This is a genomic window from Stenotrophomonas sp. BIGb0135 (assembly GCF_024810105.1).
Classification (GTDB): Bacteria; Pseudomonadota; Gammaproteobacteria; order Xanthomonadales; family Xanthomonadaceae; genus Stenotrophomonas; species Stenotrophomonas maltophilia_AB.
The window spans coordinates 398,114-413,741 of the sequence record NZ_JANUDX010000002.1; the positions used below are offsets into that span (position 1 = coordinate 398,114).

The following is a 15,628-nucleotide window of genomic DNA, read 5'->3' on the forward strand; positions in this document are numbered from 1 at the left end:
GGTTGGCTTTCCGGCCGCCGGGTGGTTAGGGGGATGGTGGATGGTGGATGGTGGATGGTGGATGGTGGATGGGGTGGTGGATTCGTCGAGAGATGGGGGTAGAGCCGACCGTTGGTCGGCTGCTCCGGACCACTCGATATCCCACCCCAAAACCACACCTCATCTCCCCATCCAACCCATCCACAAACCAGCCATGCCGACCACGCCGACCACGCCGACCACCCGGCCACTCAGCCAATCGACCAATCGACCAATCGACCAATCGACCAATCGACCAATCGACCAATCGACCAATCGACCAATCGACCAATCGACCAATCGACCAATCGACCAAGCCCGCTTCAACAGCAGAACCAAAGCCCCGCTGTCCCCCATCCATCCGTCCGCGGCACCATGTCGGGGCTGGCAGGCTTACCCCCTGCCGGGACCGTTGGGCGCCATGGATGGCGCCCAATGAGCCCCCATGGATGGGTTCACGGCGTGTCCCGGCAGGGGGTAAGCCTGCCAGCCCGCACGGAACCACAAACAGCAAGGAAGCCAGCTCTGCGCTCTGCGCTTTACGCTTCAACGCTTCAACGCTTCAAAAAAACAACCACCCACAAAAAAACCCGGCCGAAGCCGGGTTTTTTCGTTGAAGCGAATCACCCGCCATCGCCGAAGCGACAGCGCGGTGGATCAGGCCAGGCCGGCCTGCTTCATCACTTCGGCGGCGTAGTCTTCCACCACCTTCTCGATGCCTTCGCCAACGGCCAGGCGCTTGTAACCGACCACGTCGGCGTTGGCAGCCTTGACCACCTGCTCGACCGACTGGTTGGTGTCCAGCACGTACGGCTGGCCGTACAGGGTCACTTCGTTGACGATCTTGGCGATCTTGCCGCTGATGATCTTTTCCAGGATGTCGGCCGGCTTGGACTTGTCCTTGTCGGTCATCTTGGCCAGTTCGATTTCCTTTTCCTTCGCAACGAACTCGGCCGGCACGTCGGCCGCCTTGTTGTGCGGCGGGTTCATCGCCGCCACGTGCATCGCCAGGCCGCGGGCCAGCTCGGCGTCGCCACCGGCCAGTTCCACCAGCACGCCGATACGGCCGCCGTGCACGTAGGCAGCGACGTTGTTGGCCGATTCCAGGCGCACGATGCGACGCACGTCGACCTTCTCACCGACCTTGGCGATCACCGCGGCGCGGGATTCCTCGACGGTTTCGCCCGACGGCAGCTTGGCCGCCTTCAGCGCGTCGATGTCGGCGGCGCCCGAGCTCAGGGCCACCGAAGCAACGGCCTTGGAGAAGTCCAGGAAGTTGCTGTCCTTGGCGACGAAGTCGGTTTCGGAGTTGATCTCGACCAGCACGGCCTTGTTGCCGTCCTGCGCCGCCACGATGATGCCCTCGGCAGCCACGCGGTCAGCCTTCTTGTCGGCCTTGGCCAGGCCGGACTTGCGCAGCCATTCGGCCGAGGCGTCGATGTCGCCGCCGTTTTCGGTGAGTGCCTTCTTGCACTCCATCATGCCGGCGCCAGTGCGCTCGCGCAGTTCCTTGACCAGGGAAGCAGTGATTTCCACGGGATTTCCTCACGAAAGAAAGGGGTTGGGCCGGCATGGTGGCCGGCCCGTGTGACAGTGTCCTGTCGTCGCGCCGTCGGCAGCGGACAGGAGCAGCGGCGGGCGCGTGGCGCCCGCCGGGGGCCTGGATCAGGCCTGGGCTTCGCCAGCCTTGTCGGCAGCCGGAGCGGCAGCGGCCTTCTTGGCCGGCGCGCGGCGGGCCGGCTTGGCTTCGTCGGCAGCGCCGGCTTCGGCGAACTCTTCCTCACGCACGGTAGCGGCGTGCGGCGCAGCGGCCTTGCCTTCCAGCACGGCGTCGGCAGCGGCGCGGGCGTACAGCTGCACAGCGCGGATGGCGTCGTCGTTGCCCGGGATCGCGTAATCGACCAGTTCCGGGTTGTAGTTGGTGTCGACCACGGCGATCACCGGGATGCCGAGCTTCTTGGCTTCCTTGATGGCGATGTCTTCGTGGCCGATATCGATGACGAAGATCGCGTCCGGCAGACGGTTCATGTCCTTGATGCCGCCCAGCGAGGCTTCCAGCTTGTCGCGCTCGCGACGCAGGCCCAGCACTTCGTGCTTGACCAGCTTGTCGAAGCTGCCGTCGGTTTCGCCGGCTTCCAGTTCCTTCAGGCGGGCAACCGACTGCTTCACGGTACGGAAGTTGGTCAGCGTGCCGCCCAGCCAACGCTGGTTCATGAAGGGCATGCCGCAACGCTCGGCTTCTTCACGGATCGACTCGCGGGCGCTGCGCTTGGTGCCCAGGAACAGGATGGTGCCGCGCTTCTGCGCAACGCTGGAAATGAAGTTCATCGCGTCATTGAAGAGCGGAACGGTCTTTTCCAGGTTGATGATGTGGATCTTGCCGCGGGCGCCGAAGATGTACTGGCCCATCTTGGGGTTCCAGTAACGGGTCTGGTGGCCGAAATGGACGCCGGCTTCCAGCATCTGACGCATGGTGACCTGGGGCATTGCAGTAACTCCTGATGGGGAACCGGCCGCCACGGGGAATAGTTGGGCGGTCCGCCGCAAGGCGGGTGGTTCCGGGGTTTGGCTTCCCTGTCGCTTCCGTGGCCGAACTCCTCGCGGAGCACCCCGGCACGGATATGGGCGGCAGGTGTGGATTCACCGGTGACGTCCGGTGTTGACGTATTGCCGCGCCAAGGCGACAGCAATCCGGTCGATTATAGCCCGCCCGGGGCGCTGCCTGCAATGTTGCCAGCGGCGGCGGGCAGGTCGGCCTCGCCGGCGTGGTCGAGGCGGGCGCGGAAACGGCCCCCGGCGTAACCCTCGGGACGGGCGGGCAATGGCCAGCCACGGGTGCTGCGCGGCAGGACATAGCCGGCCAACCCGTCGATCAGGGCGTGGCGCCGGCCCTGCGCATCGACGAACACCAGGTCGGCGAGGTGGGCGTGGCCATCGCCGTCATTATAAAGGCGCAGCAGCGGCGCCGACGGCCCCCCGGCCAGGGCCACGCGCAGGCGCGAGGACGGTGCCGCCGGCGCCTGCGGCTCCAGGAATACCGGCAGCGAGACGCGGGTGGCATCGGCACTGGCGTCCGCGCCCGGGCTGATCACCAGCCGATAGCCCTGCTCGGCCGCCGCCGGCGCGGCACCCAGCCGGACCACCCGCAGGCGCTGGCGCTGGCCGGGCGCGATGCGCAGCTGGGCCGGGCTCACCACCAGCGTGTCGTCGGCCTGCAGTCGCTCCTGGTCGCCGTCCTGCTCCCAGCGGTACAGCCGGGCCTGGCCGGTCCATGGCGTTCCGGCGGGATTGGCCAGCCACAGCTCGGCGTGCGCGGGGACGGCCGGGACCGAGACGCTCAGCGGGCTGATCTCCAGGGCACGCGCGGACAACGGCACCAGCGCCGACAGCGCGACGACCAGCAGCGATCGCATCAGTAGGTCACCGTGACCCGCGGCGCCTGGCCGGCCTTGGTGGGCGGTGCGGGCGGGCTCAACGCACTCACCTGGGCCGGAATCGGGGCGCGGCCGTCGCTGCGCTGGTGCGCGGGGCGGCAGGCTGGATCGGCCGACGCATCGGCGCGGGCGCAGTCGGCGATGATCCGCACCCCGACCCGCAGCGCGGCGCTGCCGGCGGGCCGGGCCTGGGCGGTCGGGGCGCCCGCGGAAAGGCTCAGCAGGCAGGCCAGGGCAAGCGTGGACGGGCGCGGGGACATCGGGCGTCGCAAGGCGGGGGATGCGACCGTTAGCGGCCGGGATCGCAGCCGCTTGAGCAAATGTGTCTATTGGGTCAATAAGTGATGGTGACGGTGATCACATCGCTGTAGCTGCCCTGCGCCGGAACCGCGCCCGTGGTGGGTGGGGCGCGCCCATACACCGTCAGCGTCTGCGCCGCCCCGTTGCCGGTGCCGGCCTGGGTGTCCGTGTTGACGGTGGTGCCCCAGCGCTGCGAGCGGGCCGGATCGCGGTAGAGCTCGTAGGGGATGTAGTAGACGCTGTTGTCCGGTGCGGTGAAGCGCATGCGCCGGGTGGTGCCCTGCGCGTTCTGGCCGTTGCCCAGGCCGATGCTGTAGGCGGTGCGGTTGATGCAGGTCAGCCCGATCGTCGAGGTGCGGTCCAGGTTGGCGGTGATCGCCCCGGCATTGCTGCCGAAGTCCATGTCGGTGGTGACGTAGGCGCTGCACTGGGGCAGCACGTTGGCGCTGACCGTGAACGGGAAGGCGCTGTCGGCGGTCTTGTGGCCGCTCACGCCGCTGGCCGTGGTGCACAGCGCGGGCGGCTGCGCGGTGCCGATGATGCTCTCGTTGTAGGCGTATTCCAGGCTGACGTTGGCCGCGGTGAAATTGCTGGCGAAGCTGCCGGCCGAGAGCACCTGCGCGGCTGGCACCTGTCCGTACAGGGTGACGCTCTGCGCGCCGCTGCCGCCGGTGATCAGCGGGACGGCATAGCTGAGCGTGACGATCGCCGCCGGCGGCGAGCCGCCGGGAACGGCTCCCCACACGGTCGTGCGCCCGGCATTGGTGTACAGCTGGAAGGCCATGGGGTCGGCGGTGGCGTTGGTCATGCTGCGGGTCGGCAGCACGCTGGTGCCGGTGCTGCCCGTGCCGATTTTCAGGCAGGCGCGCACGCTGGCGCTGCCGAGGATGCTCAGCGCGGCGGTGCTGCAGGTGATGGTGAAGCTGGTCATGGCGTTGGTCGGGCTGGCCGCGCCATTGGTGATCGTGCCGAACGCCAGCGTCGTCGGTGCCGTGGCGGTGCAGGTGGTGTCCGCGCGCGCCGGCACCGCGTGGCCCCCCAGCACGATGACCAGCAGCAGCAGGGCGAGGCGCAGCGCGGCGCTCATGGCGCCGGCGCCGGCAGGCAGCGCAGTGGGCCGATGCGCGTGGCGCCCGGCGAGGTGGCGGTGACGGTGGGCGCGACGTGCACGCGGCAGTACCCGTTCGGCACCTGCACCTGCAGGTCGGCCGGCAACGCCACGTCTTCCAGGTAGGTTTCCCCGTCATAACCGACCGTCGCGCTGCGTCCGCCGGGCAGCCGCACGCTGCTGCCCACCGGCAGCGGTGCCCCGCTGGCATCGTGCAGGACCACGCTCCAGGCCTGGGTGCGGCGCAGCCCGAAATCCACGCCGAGCCCGGCACTCTGGCGCGGGGTGACCCAGGTATCCACGCGGTCGGCGCGCATGTCGGCGGGTAGGTCCAGGGTGTCGATCGACAGCCGGTTGCGCTGCCAGGACAACAGCGGGGTGACCAGCAGCAGGCCGTTGCGGTCGGTGCTGCCGATCAGCCGGTTCTCCAGCCGCACCGGGATGCCGGGATGGCCGTCGGTGGAGACCACGGCGAAGGCGTCGGAGACCTCGCGCGCGGCGAACAGGTGCCCGCCCATCCAGACCACGCTGCCGCTGGCACTGGCGTAGCCGTAGTCGAACTCGCCCTGGCGCGCGTAGCCCAGCGAGTAGCGGCCCACCCGGTTGAGCCAGCCCAGCTCGGCCAGCCCGCCGCCGCCATCGTCGCCGCCACGCGCCTGCACGCGCCAGCCATGGCCGCCCTGGCTGCCATCGCCGGGCACCGGCTGGGAGAGGTCGGCGACATAGGTCATGCGCTCGCCGTTGCGCTGTGCCGACACGCTGCTCTGGCGGTTGCGGCCCAGCGCGGCCGACACCGAGAGGTAGGCGCTGCGGTCCTCGCTGTCGGACAGGTTCTGGTTGAAGGACAGGTAGGCCGACCAGCGGTCGCCGAAGCTGCGCGACCAGAACAGGCTGGCATAGCGGTTGTCCTCGCCGTCGGGGTAGCGCAGGCGCAGGTAGCTGGCGCTCAACGAGCCGGCCCGCTGCAGGTTGAGGCCGAGCGTGGCCTGCTCGCTGATGTCCGGCGGCAGGGTGTCCTGCAGCGCGCCCAGATCGCGATAGTCGCCATGGCTGCGCCGGGTGGACAGGTTGATGTTGAAGCGCCGGTTGTTCCAGCTGTAGCCCAGCGCGTATTGGCCGCCCTGCAGGCCGTCGAGGCGGCTGTGCGCATACGCCGCGTTGAGCACCCCGGCGCCGCCCAGCAGCCACCAGCCGCCGACCCCGCCATTGATCACCCCGCCGCCGCCCTCGACGTGCGCCTCGGCGGTGAACTGGTCGCTGGCGCCATGCCGCCAGGTCGCGCTGCCGATCACCGGCGCTTCGTAGCCGAACGAGCGGATGCCGTAGTCGCGGCGCATCTTGCCGAGCCCGGCCGACCAGTCCGATAAGCCCTTGGCGAGCAGCTGCTGGGCCCCGTAAAAGGCGAAGTCCAGGGTCTGCATGCGGCCGAACGCATCGGTGATGACCACCTGTGCGTTGCCGGTGCCGTTGATGCCCGGTTGGGCCGCCAGCTGGAACGGACCGACCGGGACCTCGCCGTTGTACTGGCGCAGGCCATCCACGTACAGCTCCACGTTGGAGGGCACGACCGCTTCGCCGAGGAAGGTCGGCGTGGGGGTCAGCACGCGGTACGGCTGCAGGCCGTAGTTGCGCCCGATCTGCACGCCGCCCATGCGCACCGGCCGGCTCCAGTCGACGAAGCCGCTGTAGAAATCGCCGACGCTGAGGGTCACCGCCGAATCAGGGAAGTCCAGGCGCCAGGCGGTATCCAGGCGCACGCTTTCGCCGCGCCACTGGTGGTCGGCCGGGTCCTGGTAAGTGCGCAGCAGCGCGCTGGACTCGACCACGCCGCTGCCCAGCCCGAACAGGCGCACTTCGGTGGTCAGGGCAAGGTTGCCGCCGCCTTCGTTGTGGCTGCCGTAGAGGTCGTAGTTGAGCACCGCGCCGGGCGAGGCCGCGGCGGCGGGCGCGGTGTCGGTCGGACGCTCCAGGCGCGTGGTCGGCAGCGACAACTGGTCCAGCGGCACGTCCAGGGCCAGCGTCTGCAGGCTGGCGTCGTAGCGCACCACCACCCCGCTGAGCTGGTCCAGCGCGACCGGCTCCTCGCCCCGGGCCGAAAAGCCGAGCTGGCGCAGCGTTGCCGCCGACGCCATCAGCCGGCCCTGCAGTTCGGTGAACGGCAGCAGGCCGCGCGGGGTCTGGTTGAGGGTGACGTCAAGGTACAGCGTCTGCGCGGCCGTCAGCGGCGTGGGCGGGGGCAGCAGTGCTTCCCCGGACGCGCCGATGTCGGCGTCGGCGGCCATCGCCGCGCACGGTGCCAGCGTCGCGGTGAGCAGCATCCGCACGCAGGCCTCAGCGAGCCGCTGGCGCGACGGGGAGTGGCGTCTGGGCCGACTCGCCATTGATCTTTGCCGAGAACGTGGCGCCCGCCAGGCGGGCCGCCGGAACCTCCAGCGGCCAGCGCATGGTCTGCCCGCCGAGGACGTAGCCGATCAGGCCGGGATGGATGATCTGCGGCCGTTCCGCCGTGCCCACGCCGATGTCGGCCAGCTGCGCGTAACTGTTGCCGCTGTTGTGCACCTCCAGGGCCGGGCGCCCGTCATCGAGCTGGGCCACGCGCGCCTGCAGGGCATGTTTGAGCGGCTGCTCGCCGGCCGGCTGGATGAAGACCGGCATCGAGTAGCGCAGCACGAACTGCATGCCGGTGCGGCGCGGGTCCACGCTGGGCAGTTCGTCCACCACCACCCGGTAGGCGCGCTGTGTGGTCGGCGCCGTGGGATCGCTGCGCACGACCCGGATCAACTGCTGCTGGCCGGCGGCCAGCGACTGCATGGGCGGGCTGACCTGCAGCGCGGTGGTTGGCAGGAGCTGGTCCTGGCCGGTGTCCTGGCGCCACTCGAACACGCGCACCTGCACCTGGACCGGCGTGGTGCCGCTGTTGGTGAGCCACAACGCGTCGGCGTTCTGGCGCGGCGTCAGTTGCAGCGACGTAGGGGCGACCTGCAGGCTTGCGGCGGTGGCGCTCCCCATCAGCAGCCACAGCCAGCCAAGGGCCGCGCACCCGAACCGCCAAGGGCCAGGCCCTGCGGAAATCGGCATGGCGGACCTCAGTAGGTGATGGTGGCGGTGATGGTGTCCTGGTAGTTACCCGCGGCGGCATTGTTGACGCTGGGGTTGGCGATCTGGCCGTAGACATTGAGCGTCTGCGCCAGTCCGGTGCCGATGCCGGCGGCGGTGTTGGTGCCGGTGGTGGTGCCCCACACGTTGGTATGGGCGGCATCCCGATACAACTGGTACCCGACGAAGTTGTTGGCGGTCACGCTGACGTCGGTGTTCTTCATGCGCCGGGTGGTCACGTCGTTGGCCGTGCCGGCATTGGCGCCGGCGTTGAGCGCGACGGTGTACGGGGTCAGCGCCGAGCACTGGGCGGTGATGGTGCCCTGGGCGTTGGACGGGGTGGTGGCGGTGGACAGTGCCGAACCGAAGTCCACGTCGGTGGCGGCCGCGGCGGTGATCGTGCAGGCCTTGGTAATGATGATCTTGACGTTGAAGGTGGTGGTGTCGGCCGCGAAGGCGGGCGCCGCCAGGCCGGACAGGGCCAGGCTCAGTATGGTCGTGCGGAGGAATCGCATGGGCATGCTCCTTGGACGGATGTCCTTGCTGAACAACACGATGCTGCCGGGACTGCTACTGCGGGGGTCACTCCGGTTATAGGGAGGAACTTGTTGCGAAGCCGTGAGATTAGGAAAAATCAATGGCCGTTTTCGGCACGATCTGGCGTTGCGTGACTGCCATCACATATGTTCAGGAACCTGACACTGCCCCCAGCCCAAACCCCGCCTGTCAGCGTTCCACCCGATCCCGTTCAGATTGGCCCCGGATCGGCGATAATGGTCGACATGAGCGTGAATCTGAAAACCCCCGAGGAAATCGAACTGATGCGCATCGCCGGCCGCCTGGCCAGCGAGGTGCTCGACATCGTCACCCCGTACGTCAAGCCCGGCGTGACGACCGAAGAGCTGGACCGCATCTGCCACGACCACATCATCAACGTGCAGAAGGCCACGCCGGCCAACGTCGGCTACCGAGGCTTCCCGAAGACGGTCTGCACGTCGGTCAACAACGTGATCTGCCACGGCATCCCCAGCGAAGCCAAGGTCCTCAAGGACGGCGACATCGTCAACATCGACGTCACCGTGATCAAGGACGGCTGGCACGGCGATACCAGCCGCATGTACTACGTAGGTACTCCGTCGACGATGGCCAGGCGCCTGGTCGATACGACCTACCAGGCCATGTGGGCCGGCATCCGCGCGGTCAAGCCGGGCGCCACGCTCGGCGATATCGGCCATGCCATCCAGACCCTGGCCGAAGGCGAGCGGTTCAGCGTGGTGCGTGAGTACTGCGGCCACGGCATCGGCAAGGTCTACCACGATGAGCCGCAGGTGGTGCATTACGGCCGCCCGGGCCAGGGCCTGGTGCTGCAGCCGGGCATGACCTTCACCATCGAGCCGATGATCAACGAGGGCACCCGGTACAACAAGGTGCTGCCCGACGGCTGGACCGTGGTGACCAAGGACCGCAAGTTGTCGGCGCAGTGGGAGCACATGATCGCGGTCACCGAGACCGGCGTGGACGTGCTGACCCTCTCGCCCGGCGAATCGCAGGTCTGAGCATGCTGCCGGCGAGCCCGATGCTGGACGCGCCGGCCGACTCCGTCGCCGACCCGGACTGGGCGGCGCTGGCACGGCAGTCGCTGCAGCAGACCGATGCGCGGCTGTACCGCCGCTTCGACCAGGGCGACAGCATCGAGCGCCTGCTTGCGCTGCGTGCGCGCGCGGCCGATCACCTGATCCGGCTGGCCTGGCAGCGCTGCCTGCCCGCCGGCTCGGGGCTGGCGCTGTTCGCGGTGGGCGGCTACGGGCGCGGCGAACTGTTCCCGCGTTCGGACATCGACGTGCTGGTGCTCGGCGCGCCCGAACAGCAGCGTCGGCATGAATCGGGGCTGGCGCGCTTTTTCGCGCTGGTGTGGGATTGCGGCCTGCCGGTCAGCCATGCGGTGCGTTCGCCCGCCGAATGCACCCAGGCCAGCGCCGACCAGACCGTGCTCACCGCCTTGATCGAATCACGCCCGCTGGTCGCCGACGAGGCCGCGCGCGCGGCGTTGAAGGCGGCGGTGAACGTGGACGGCCTGTGGTCGCCGCGTGCGTTCTTCCTGGCCAAGCGCGAGGAGTTGCTGGCCCGCCATCAGCGCTTCGGCGATACCGCCGACAACCTCGAGCCGGACATCAAGGACGGCCCGGGCGGGCTGCGCGATCTCAATACGCTGGGCTGGATGGCGTTGCGCGCCTTTGGCGTGCGCGACCTGGAGGCGCTGGTCGGCCTGGGTCATCTGGGCCCGGATGAAGCGGCGGCGCTGAAACGCGAGCGCTGCGCGCTGGCGCGGCTGCGCTTCGGCCTGCACCTGGTCGCCAACCGGCCCGAGGAACGCCTGCGGTTCGATTACCAGAAGACCCTGGCGGCACGCCTGGGCTTCGAGGACGACCTCGAAAGCCTGGCCGTGGAAAAAATGATGCAGGGCTTCTACCGCAGTGCCACCGTGGTGCGGCGGATCAGCGATCGGCTGCTGCAGCGCTTCGAGGAGCAGTTCGACGGCGAAGCGGTGCCCGAGCCGGTCAGCGTCGGCTTCTCGCTGCGCCGCGGCTACCTGGCCGCCAACGACCCGGCGTGGCCGCAGGGCGACATCGAGCAGGTGTTCGCGCTGTTTTCCAGTTGGGCCTACAACCCGGAGGTGCGCGGCCTGCATTCGCTGACCGCGCGCGCGCTGGCCGAAGCGTTGCCGGAGCTGGCCGCCTATACCGATGCCAGCCCGGCCGCACGCGAGCAGTTCCTGGCCCTGCTGCGCAGTCCGCGCGCGGTGGACACGCTGGCACGGATGGCGCGCCTGGGCGTGCTGGGGCAGTGGATCCCCGCGTTCGCGCAGGTCTCCGGGCGCATGCAGTTCGATCTGTTCCATGTGTACACGGTGGACCAGCACACCCTGATGGTGCTGCGGAACATCGGGTTGTTCGCCAGCAGCCGCGCCGACGAGCGGTTCTCGATCGCGCACGAGGTGTGGCCGCGACTGCGCAAGCCGGAGTTGCTGCTGCTGGCCGGCCTGTTCCATGACATCGCCAAGGGCCGCGGTGGGGACCATTCCGAACTCGGCGCGGTGGATGCGCACGCCTTCTGCCAGGCGCTTGCGCTGAGCAGTTCGGACACCGAACTGGTGGCCTGGCTGGTCGAGCAGCACCTGCGCATGTCGGTCACCGCGCAGAAGCAGGACATCTCCGATCCGGAGGTGATCCACCGCTTCGCCACGCTGGTGGCCAGCCGCGATCGCCTGGATTACCTGTACCTGCTGACCTGCGCCGACATCGCCGGGACCAGCCCGAAACTGTGGAACGCCTGGAAGGACCGGCTGCTGGCCGACCTCTACTTCGCTGCCCGCCGTGCACTGCGCGACGGGCTGGAAAACCAGATGCCGGCCGCCGAGCGCGTGGCCGAGGCGCGCGAGTCGGTGCGCCAGCTGGTGCGTGAGCGGGGTTACGACGATGCCACCATCGAGCGCCAGTTCACCGTGATGCCGGATGAAAGCTTCATCCGCCTGCGCCCGGAGCAGCTGGCCTGGCAGGCCGCGGCGCTGGTGCCGGTCAAGCAGGGCCAGACCCTGGTCAAGGTGCGTCGGATCACCCCGGACGACCAGGCGCTGGAAGTGTTCGTGCATTCGCCCGACCGCGATGGCCTGTTCGCCGCGATCGTGATGACCCTGGACCGCAAGGGCTACGGCATCCATCGTGCGCGCGTGCTGGATGGCCCGGTGGACACCATCTTCGATACCTTCGAAGTGACCCCGGCCGACAGCTTCGCCGATGGCAACGCACAGCGGCTGGAGCTTGCCCTGCGTGAAGCGCTGGCCGGCGACCTGACCCGCTTGCGCCCGTCGCGGCGGGTGATTCCGCGCCAGTTGCGGCATTTCCGCTTTGCCCCCCGCATCGAGTTCCGCGATGGCAGCGACGGCAACCCGGGCACCCGTTTCAGCCTGGTCGCGCCCGACCGCCCCGGCCTGCTGGCCGACGTGGCCTTCGTGCTGCGCAACCAGCGCCTGCGCGTGCATGACGCACGCATCGCCACCTTCGGCGAGCGCGCCGAAGATATGTTCGTGATCAGCGACGAGCACGACCACCCCCTTACCGAATCCGCCAGGCAGCAGTTGCACGACGCGATGCTGGCCTGCCTGGACCCTGATCGAAACGCCGGAGACCCCCACTGATGGCCACCAAGCCCGCCAAGAAGACCGCTGCCAAGACCGCAGCGGCCAAGAAGACCGCTGCCCCCAAGGCCGCGCCTGCCACCCGGCCGGCGGCGGTGAAAAAGGTCGCGACGAAGAAGGCCGCGACGAAGCAGGCGCCGGCCACCAAGGCCGTTGCCACCCCGGCCGAAAGCGCGGCCAAGCGCAGCGCCAGCCGCGATGCCACCATCGCCCGCAAGTCGCTGCGCAAGCCGGCCACCCCGGGCGTTGAAGAACTGAAGTTCGGCATCGAAAGCGCCTTCGAGCGCCGTGCCACGCTCACCCTGCACGAACTGGAGGGCTCGACCAAGCCGCTGGTCGGCCGGGTCATCGACGGCCTGGAAACCGGTGAATTCCGCGTCGCCGAGCCCGATGGCCACGGTGGCTGGAAGGTCAACGAATGGCTGAAGAAGGCCGTGCTGCTGTACTTCCGGGTCAACGACATGGCCGTGGTCGACGCGCGCCCGGCGCCGTTCTGGGACAAGGTGGAATCACGCTTCGCCGGTTTCGATGAGGCCAAGTTCCGCCGCGCCGGCGTGCGCGTGGTGCCCGGCGCGATCGCCCGTCGCGGCAGTTACTTCGGCAAGGACGTGGTGCTGATGCCGAGCTTCACCAACATCGGCGCCTACGTGGGCGAGGGCACCATGGTCGATACCTGGGCCACGGTCGGTTCGTGCGCGCAGATCGGCAAGCATTGCCACCTGTCCGGCGGTGCCGGCATCGGCGGCGTGCTCGAGCCGCTGCAGGCCAGCCCCACCATCATCGAAGACCATTGCTTCATCGGCGCGCGTTCGGAAGTGGTGGAAGGTTTCGTGGTCGGCCACCACAGCGTGATCGGCATGGGCGTGTTCCTGGGCCAGAGCACCCGCGTCTACAACCGCGCCACCGGCGAAATCAGCTACGGCTCGGTGCCGCCGTACAGCGTGGTGGTGTCCGGGCAGCTGCCGTCCAAGGACGGGTCGCACTCGCTGTACTGCGCGGTGATCGTCAAGCAGGTCGACGCCAAGACCCGCAGCAAGACCAGCGTCAACGACCTGCTGCGCGGCCTGGCCGACTGAGCACGCCGCTGCCCGCGCTGGCGCAGGCAGCGCGCTACCGCCACCCGGTTGCCGGGTGGCCGGGACGCGGGCTGCAGCGTCTCCTGGCCTGCACGGCATTGACCGCCGCGCGGCGCGCACTGACCGGCGTGGTGCCGGTGCCGCCGCTGGTCAGCGACGTGCGCGAGGTGGTGTACCTGAGCTGGTGGGTGGAGGCGCGGCATGCGCCCCCGCCGCCGCCCGGCCACCGGCTGTTCGTGCATGACGGGCGCACCCCCTACACGATCCTGACCTACCGTCATGGCCACTTCGGGCCGGCCTTGGCCGGCCCGTTGCGTCGTCTGTTCCCGTCGCCATTGCAGAGCAACTGGCGCTGGTACGTGCTGCCGGACGCTGCCGACGCGCGGTCGGACGAGCCGCGCGTGCTGTTCGATCGCAATGTGATCGACAGCGTAGTGCATGCGGTGGGCGCGCGGCTGTGGAGCGATGCCATGCAACCGCACCTGGCCGCGCGGTTCGAGCATGCCGTGGATGCGCACGGCGGCCACACCCTGATCGAACCGGGGCAGGGCAGTGCGCCCATGCTGCGGGCACGGGTGCGGCCCGCCGATGCGCTTCCGGCGGCGTGGGCCGCCGGCGCCTTCGGCGATGCGGCCCGGGCGATGGCGTTCCTGGCCTGCCAGGATGCTGCGTTGGCGGTCGCCCCGGATGGCCGGCTGGCGCTGACCCGCATCGACCTGCCGATCGCCCTGGCAGCGGTGCAGCCGTTGCAGCTGGACGGGCCGGTGTCCTGCCCGCACCTGGCCGCGATGGGCGTGGCGCTGGACGATGCGTTCTGTTTCCGGGTGCCGCAGGTGCCGTTCCGGGTCGTGTCCGAACGTCTGTTGTGACATCCTCAGCGCGTCCTTCCTGATCGATGCTGCACGCCGCGCCATGACCACCACCCTGTACGGATTGAAGAACTGCGACACCTGCAAGAAAGCCACCAAGTGGCTGGATCGTTTCCAGGTGCCGTACACCTTCGTCGACTACCGCGACCAGAAACCCTCGCCCGAGACGCTGATCGACTGGGCCCGCCAGGCCGACGGCTTTCCCGCGCTGATCAACCGCTCCTCCACCACGTGGCGGCAGTTGCCGGAGAACCGCAAAGCGGCCGATTCGGACGCCGAATGGAAGCTGCTGCTGCGCGAGTACCCGCAGTTGATCAAGCGCCCGGTGGTGGTCAGCGCCGATGGCGTGATGACCCAGGGCTTCTCGGACAACGGCTTCAAGCAGCGCTTCGGAGTGGACGCGTGAACGACGTCGTCGCCCTGACCTGCGACCTGATCGCGCGCGCGTCGGTCACCCCCGACGACGCCGGCTGCCAGGCGCTGCTCGCCGCGCGGCTGGACCGCGCGGGGTTCCAGTGCGAACACCTGCGCCTGGGCGAAGTGGACAACCTCTGGGCCACGCACGGGCACGGTGCGCCGGTGCTGGTGCTGCTCGGGCATACCGACGTGGTGCCGACCGGGCCGGTCTCGGCCTGGACCAGCGATCCGTTCGACCCGCAGATCCGCGACGGCGTGCTGTACGGGCGTGGCGCGGCCGACATGAAGGGCAGCGTCGCCGCGTTCGTGGTCGCCGCCGAGCAGTTCGTCGCCGCCCATCCGCAGCACACCGGCACCCTGGCGGTGCTGCTGACCAGCGACGAGGAAGGCGATGCCATCGACGGCGTGCGCCGGGTGGCCGATATCTTCCGCGCGCGCGGGCAGGGCATCGACTGGTGCATCACCGGCGAACCGTCATCCACCGCGGTGCTTGGCGACCTGCTGCGCGTCGGTCGTCGTGGCAGCCTGTCGGCAACGCTCACCGTGAAGGGGGTGCAGGGCCATGTCGCCTACCCGGACAAGGCGCGCAACCCCATCCACCTGGCCGCCGCGGCGCTGGCGGAACTGACCGCCCGGCAGTGGGATGATGGCTTCGAGAGCTTCCCGCCAACCAGCCTGCAGGTGTCCAACATCCACGCCGGGACCGGGGCCAACAACGTGATCCCCGGCGCGCTGCAGGTGCTGTTCAACCTGCGCTACAACCCGCATTGGAACGCCCCCGCGCTGGAACGGGAGATCGCCACGCTGCTGGACCGGCATGCGCTGGATTACACGCTCGGCTGGCACCGCAGCGGTGAGCCGTTCTATACGCCGGAAGGCACCCTGCGCCGGGTCGCGCGCGAGGTACTCGGCGAATTCGCCGGGGCACCGCCGGAAGAGAGCACCGGCGGCGGTACTTCCGATGCGCGCTTCATCGCGCCGCTGGGCGCGCAGTGCATCGAAGTCGGGCCGGTCAATGCGAGCATCCACCAGGTCGACGAGAACGTGCGCGTGACCGACCTGGAACAGCTGCCGGCGCTGTACCAGCGCCTGATCGAACGCCTGCTGGCCTGAGC

At 69.1% G+C, this 15,628-nt stretch carries 14 protein-coding genes; 6 read left to right on the forward strand and 8 right to left on the reverse strand.

The genetic code is table 11. The features are described from left to right. Positions 1 to 675 precede the first annotated feature (675 nt). The 8 genes from tsf to M2421_RS06250 form a co-directional block, all read right to left on the reverse strand. A complete protein-coding gene (gene tsf / locus M2421_RS06215) occupies positions 676 to 1,554 on the reverse strand; it encodes a translation elongation factor Ts (protein ID WP_259204118.1) in 879 nt (292 codons plus the stop codon). A gap of 129 nt (positions 1,555 to 1,683) precedes the next feature. Then, the gene (rpsB, locus tag M2421_RS06220; protein WP_259204130.1) at positions 1,684 to 2,505 is read right to left on the reverse strand and encodes a 30S ribosomal protein S2; all 822 of its coding nucleotides are present in this window, start codon (positions 2,503 to 2,505) and stop codon (positions 1,684 to 1,686) included. A gap of 212 nt (positions 2,506 to 2,717) precedes the next feature. Next, on the reverse strand, positions 2,718 to 3,431 hold the full coding sequence (locus M2421_RS06225; protein ID WP_259204143.1) for a fimbria/pilus periplasmic chaperone: 714 nt from the start codon (positions 3,429 to 3,431) through the stop codon (positions 2,718 to 2,720). Further along, a complete protein-coding gene (locus tag M2421_RS06230; protein ID WP_259204146.1) occupies positions 3,431 to 3,712 on the reverse strand; it encodes a hypothetical protein in 282 nt (93 codons plus the stop codon). Before M2421_RS06230 ends, M2421_RS06225 begins: the two co-directional genes overlap by 1 nt. 74 nt (positions 3,713 to 3,786) lie before the next feature. Then, positions 3,787 to 4,839: a spore coat U domain-containing protein gene (locus M2421_RS06235; RefSeq protein ID WP_259204147.1), complete on the reverse strand. Its 1,053-nt coding sequence runs from the start codon at positions 4,837 to 4,839 to the stop codon at positions 3,787 to 3,789. Continuing rightward, entirely contained in the window at positions 4,836 to 7,178 is a 2,343-nt protein-coding gene (locus M2421_RS06240) for a fimbria/pilus outer membrane usher protein (protein ID WP_259204973.1), read from the reverse strand. The genes M2421_RS06235 and M2421_RS06240 overlap by 4 nt, the downstream gene beginning before the upstream one ends. Before the next feature lie 13 nt (positions 7,179 to 7,191). After that, positions 7,192 to 7,938 (reverse strand): molecular chaperone, encoded by a 747-nt coding sequence (locus M2421_RS06245; protein ID WP_259204149.1) that lies wholly within the window; start codon positions 7,936 to 7,938, stop codon positions 7,192 to 7,194. Positions 7,939 to 7,946: 8 nt separating this feature from the next. Further along, positions 7,947 to 8,471 carry a spore coat U domain-containing protein gene (locus tag M2421_RS06250; RefSeq protein ID WP_259204151.1) on the reverse strand — a complete coding sequence of 175 codons (525 nt, stop codon included), beginning with the start codon at positions 8,469 to 8,471 and terminating at the stop codon, positions 7,947 to 7,949. A 267-nt stretch (positions 8,472 to 8,738) separates the two neighbouring features. Here M2421_RS06250 and map point away from each other — a divergent pair, with 267 nt between their 5' ends. From map to dapE, 6 genes are read left to right on the forward strand one after another with little or no spacing between them, the layout of a single operon-like run. After that, positions 8,739 to 9,512 carry a type I methionyl aminopeptidase gene (map, locus tag M2421_RS06255; RefSeq protein ID WP_259204160.1) on the forward strand — a complete coding sequence of 258 codons (774 nt, stop codon included), beginning with the start codon at positions 8,739 to 8,741 and terminating at the stop codon, positions 9,510 to 9,512. Positions 9,513 to 9,514: 2 nt separating this feature from the next. Further along, complete coding sequence (locus M2421_RS06260) at positions 9,515 to 12,151, forward strand: [protein-PII] uridylyltransferase (protein WP_259204162.1); 2,637 nt, start codon at positions 9,515 to 9,517, stop codon at positions 12,149 to 12,151. Further along, complete coding sequence (gene dapD / locus M2421_RS06265; protein WP_259204174.1) at positions 12,151 to 13,227, forward strand: 2,3,4,5-tetrahydropyridine-2,6-dicarboxylate N-succinyltransferase; 1,077 nt, start codon at positions 12,151 to 12,153, stop codon at positions 13,225 to 13,227. The genes M2421_RS06260 and dapD overlap by 1 nt, the downstream gene beginning before the upstream one ends. Further along, positions 13,224 to 14,096 carry a hypothetical protein gene (locus tag M2421_RS06270; RefSeq protein ID WP_259204976.1) on the forward strand — a complete coding sequence of 291 codons (873 nt, stop codon included), beginning with the start codon at positions 13,224 to 13,226 and terminating at the stop codon, positions 14,094 to 14,096. The genes dapD and M2421_RS06270 overlap by 4 nt, the downstream gene beginning before the upstream one ends. A gap of 43 nt (positions 14,097 to 14,139) precedes the next feature. Further along, positions 14,140 to 14,502 (forward strand): Spx/MgsR family RNA polymerase-binding regulatory protein, encoded by a 363-nt coding sequence (locus M2421_RS06275; RefSeq protein WP_259204179.1) that lies wholly within the window; start codon positions 14,140 to 14,142, stop codon positions 14,500 to 14,502. Next, entirely contained in the window at positions 14,499 to 15,626 is a 1,128-nt protein-coding gene (gene dapE, locus M2421_RS06280; RefSeq protein ID WP_259204182.1) for a succinyl-diaminopimelate desuccinylase, read from the forward strand. The genes M2421_RS06275 and dapE overlap by 4 nt, the downstream gene beginning before the upstream one ends. The last annotated feature ends 2 nt before the right edge of the window (positions 15,627 to 15,628 follow it).

Coding starts and splice junctions, on each gene's coding strand:
- M2421_RS06240 (WP_259204973.1), bottom strand. CDS start 7,178: ATGCTGCTCACCGCGACGCTGGCACCGTGCGCGGCGATGGCCGCCGAC.
- dapD (WP_259204174.1), top strand. CDS start 12,151: ATGGCCACCAAGCCCGCCAAGAAGACCGCTGCCAAGACCGCAGCGGCC.
- M2421_RS06245 (WP_259204149.1), bottom strand. CDS start 7,938: ATGCCGATTTCCGCAGGGCCTGGCCCTTGGCGGTTCGGGTGCGCGGCC.
- M2421_RS06235 (WP_259204147.1), bottom strand. CDS start 4,839: ATGAGCGCCGCGCTGCGCCTCGCCCTGCTGCTGCTGGTCATCGTGCTG.
- M2421_RS06230 (WP_259204146.1), bottom strand. CDS start 3,712: ATGTCCCCGCGCCCGTCCACGCTTGCCCTGGCCTGCCTGCTGAGCCTT.
- M2421_RS06225 (WP_259204143.1), bottom strand. CDS start 3,431: ATGCGATCGCTGCTGGTCGTCGCGCTGTCGGCGCTGGTGCCGTTGTCC.
- rpsB (WP_259204130.1), bottom strand. CDS start 2,505: ATGCCCCAGGTCACCATGCGTCAGATGCTGGAAGCCGGCGTCCATTTC.
- map (WP_259204160.1), top strand. CDS start 8,739: ATGAGCGTGAATCTGAAAACCCCCGAGGAAATCGAACTGATGCGCATC.
- M2421_RS06250 (WP_259204151.1), bottom strand. CDS start 8,471: ATGCGATTCCTCCGCACGACCATACTGAGCCTGGCCCTGTCCGGCCTG.
- M2421_RS06260 (WP_259204162.1), top strand. CDS start 9,515: ATGCTGCCGGCGAGCCCGATGCTGGACGCGCCGGCCGACTCCGTCGCC.
- M2421_RS06275 (WP_259204179.1), top strand. CDS start 14,140: ATGACCACCACCCTGTACGGATTGAAGAACTGCGACACCTGCAAGAAA.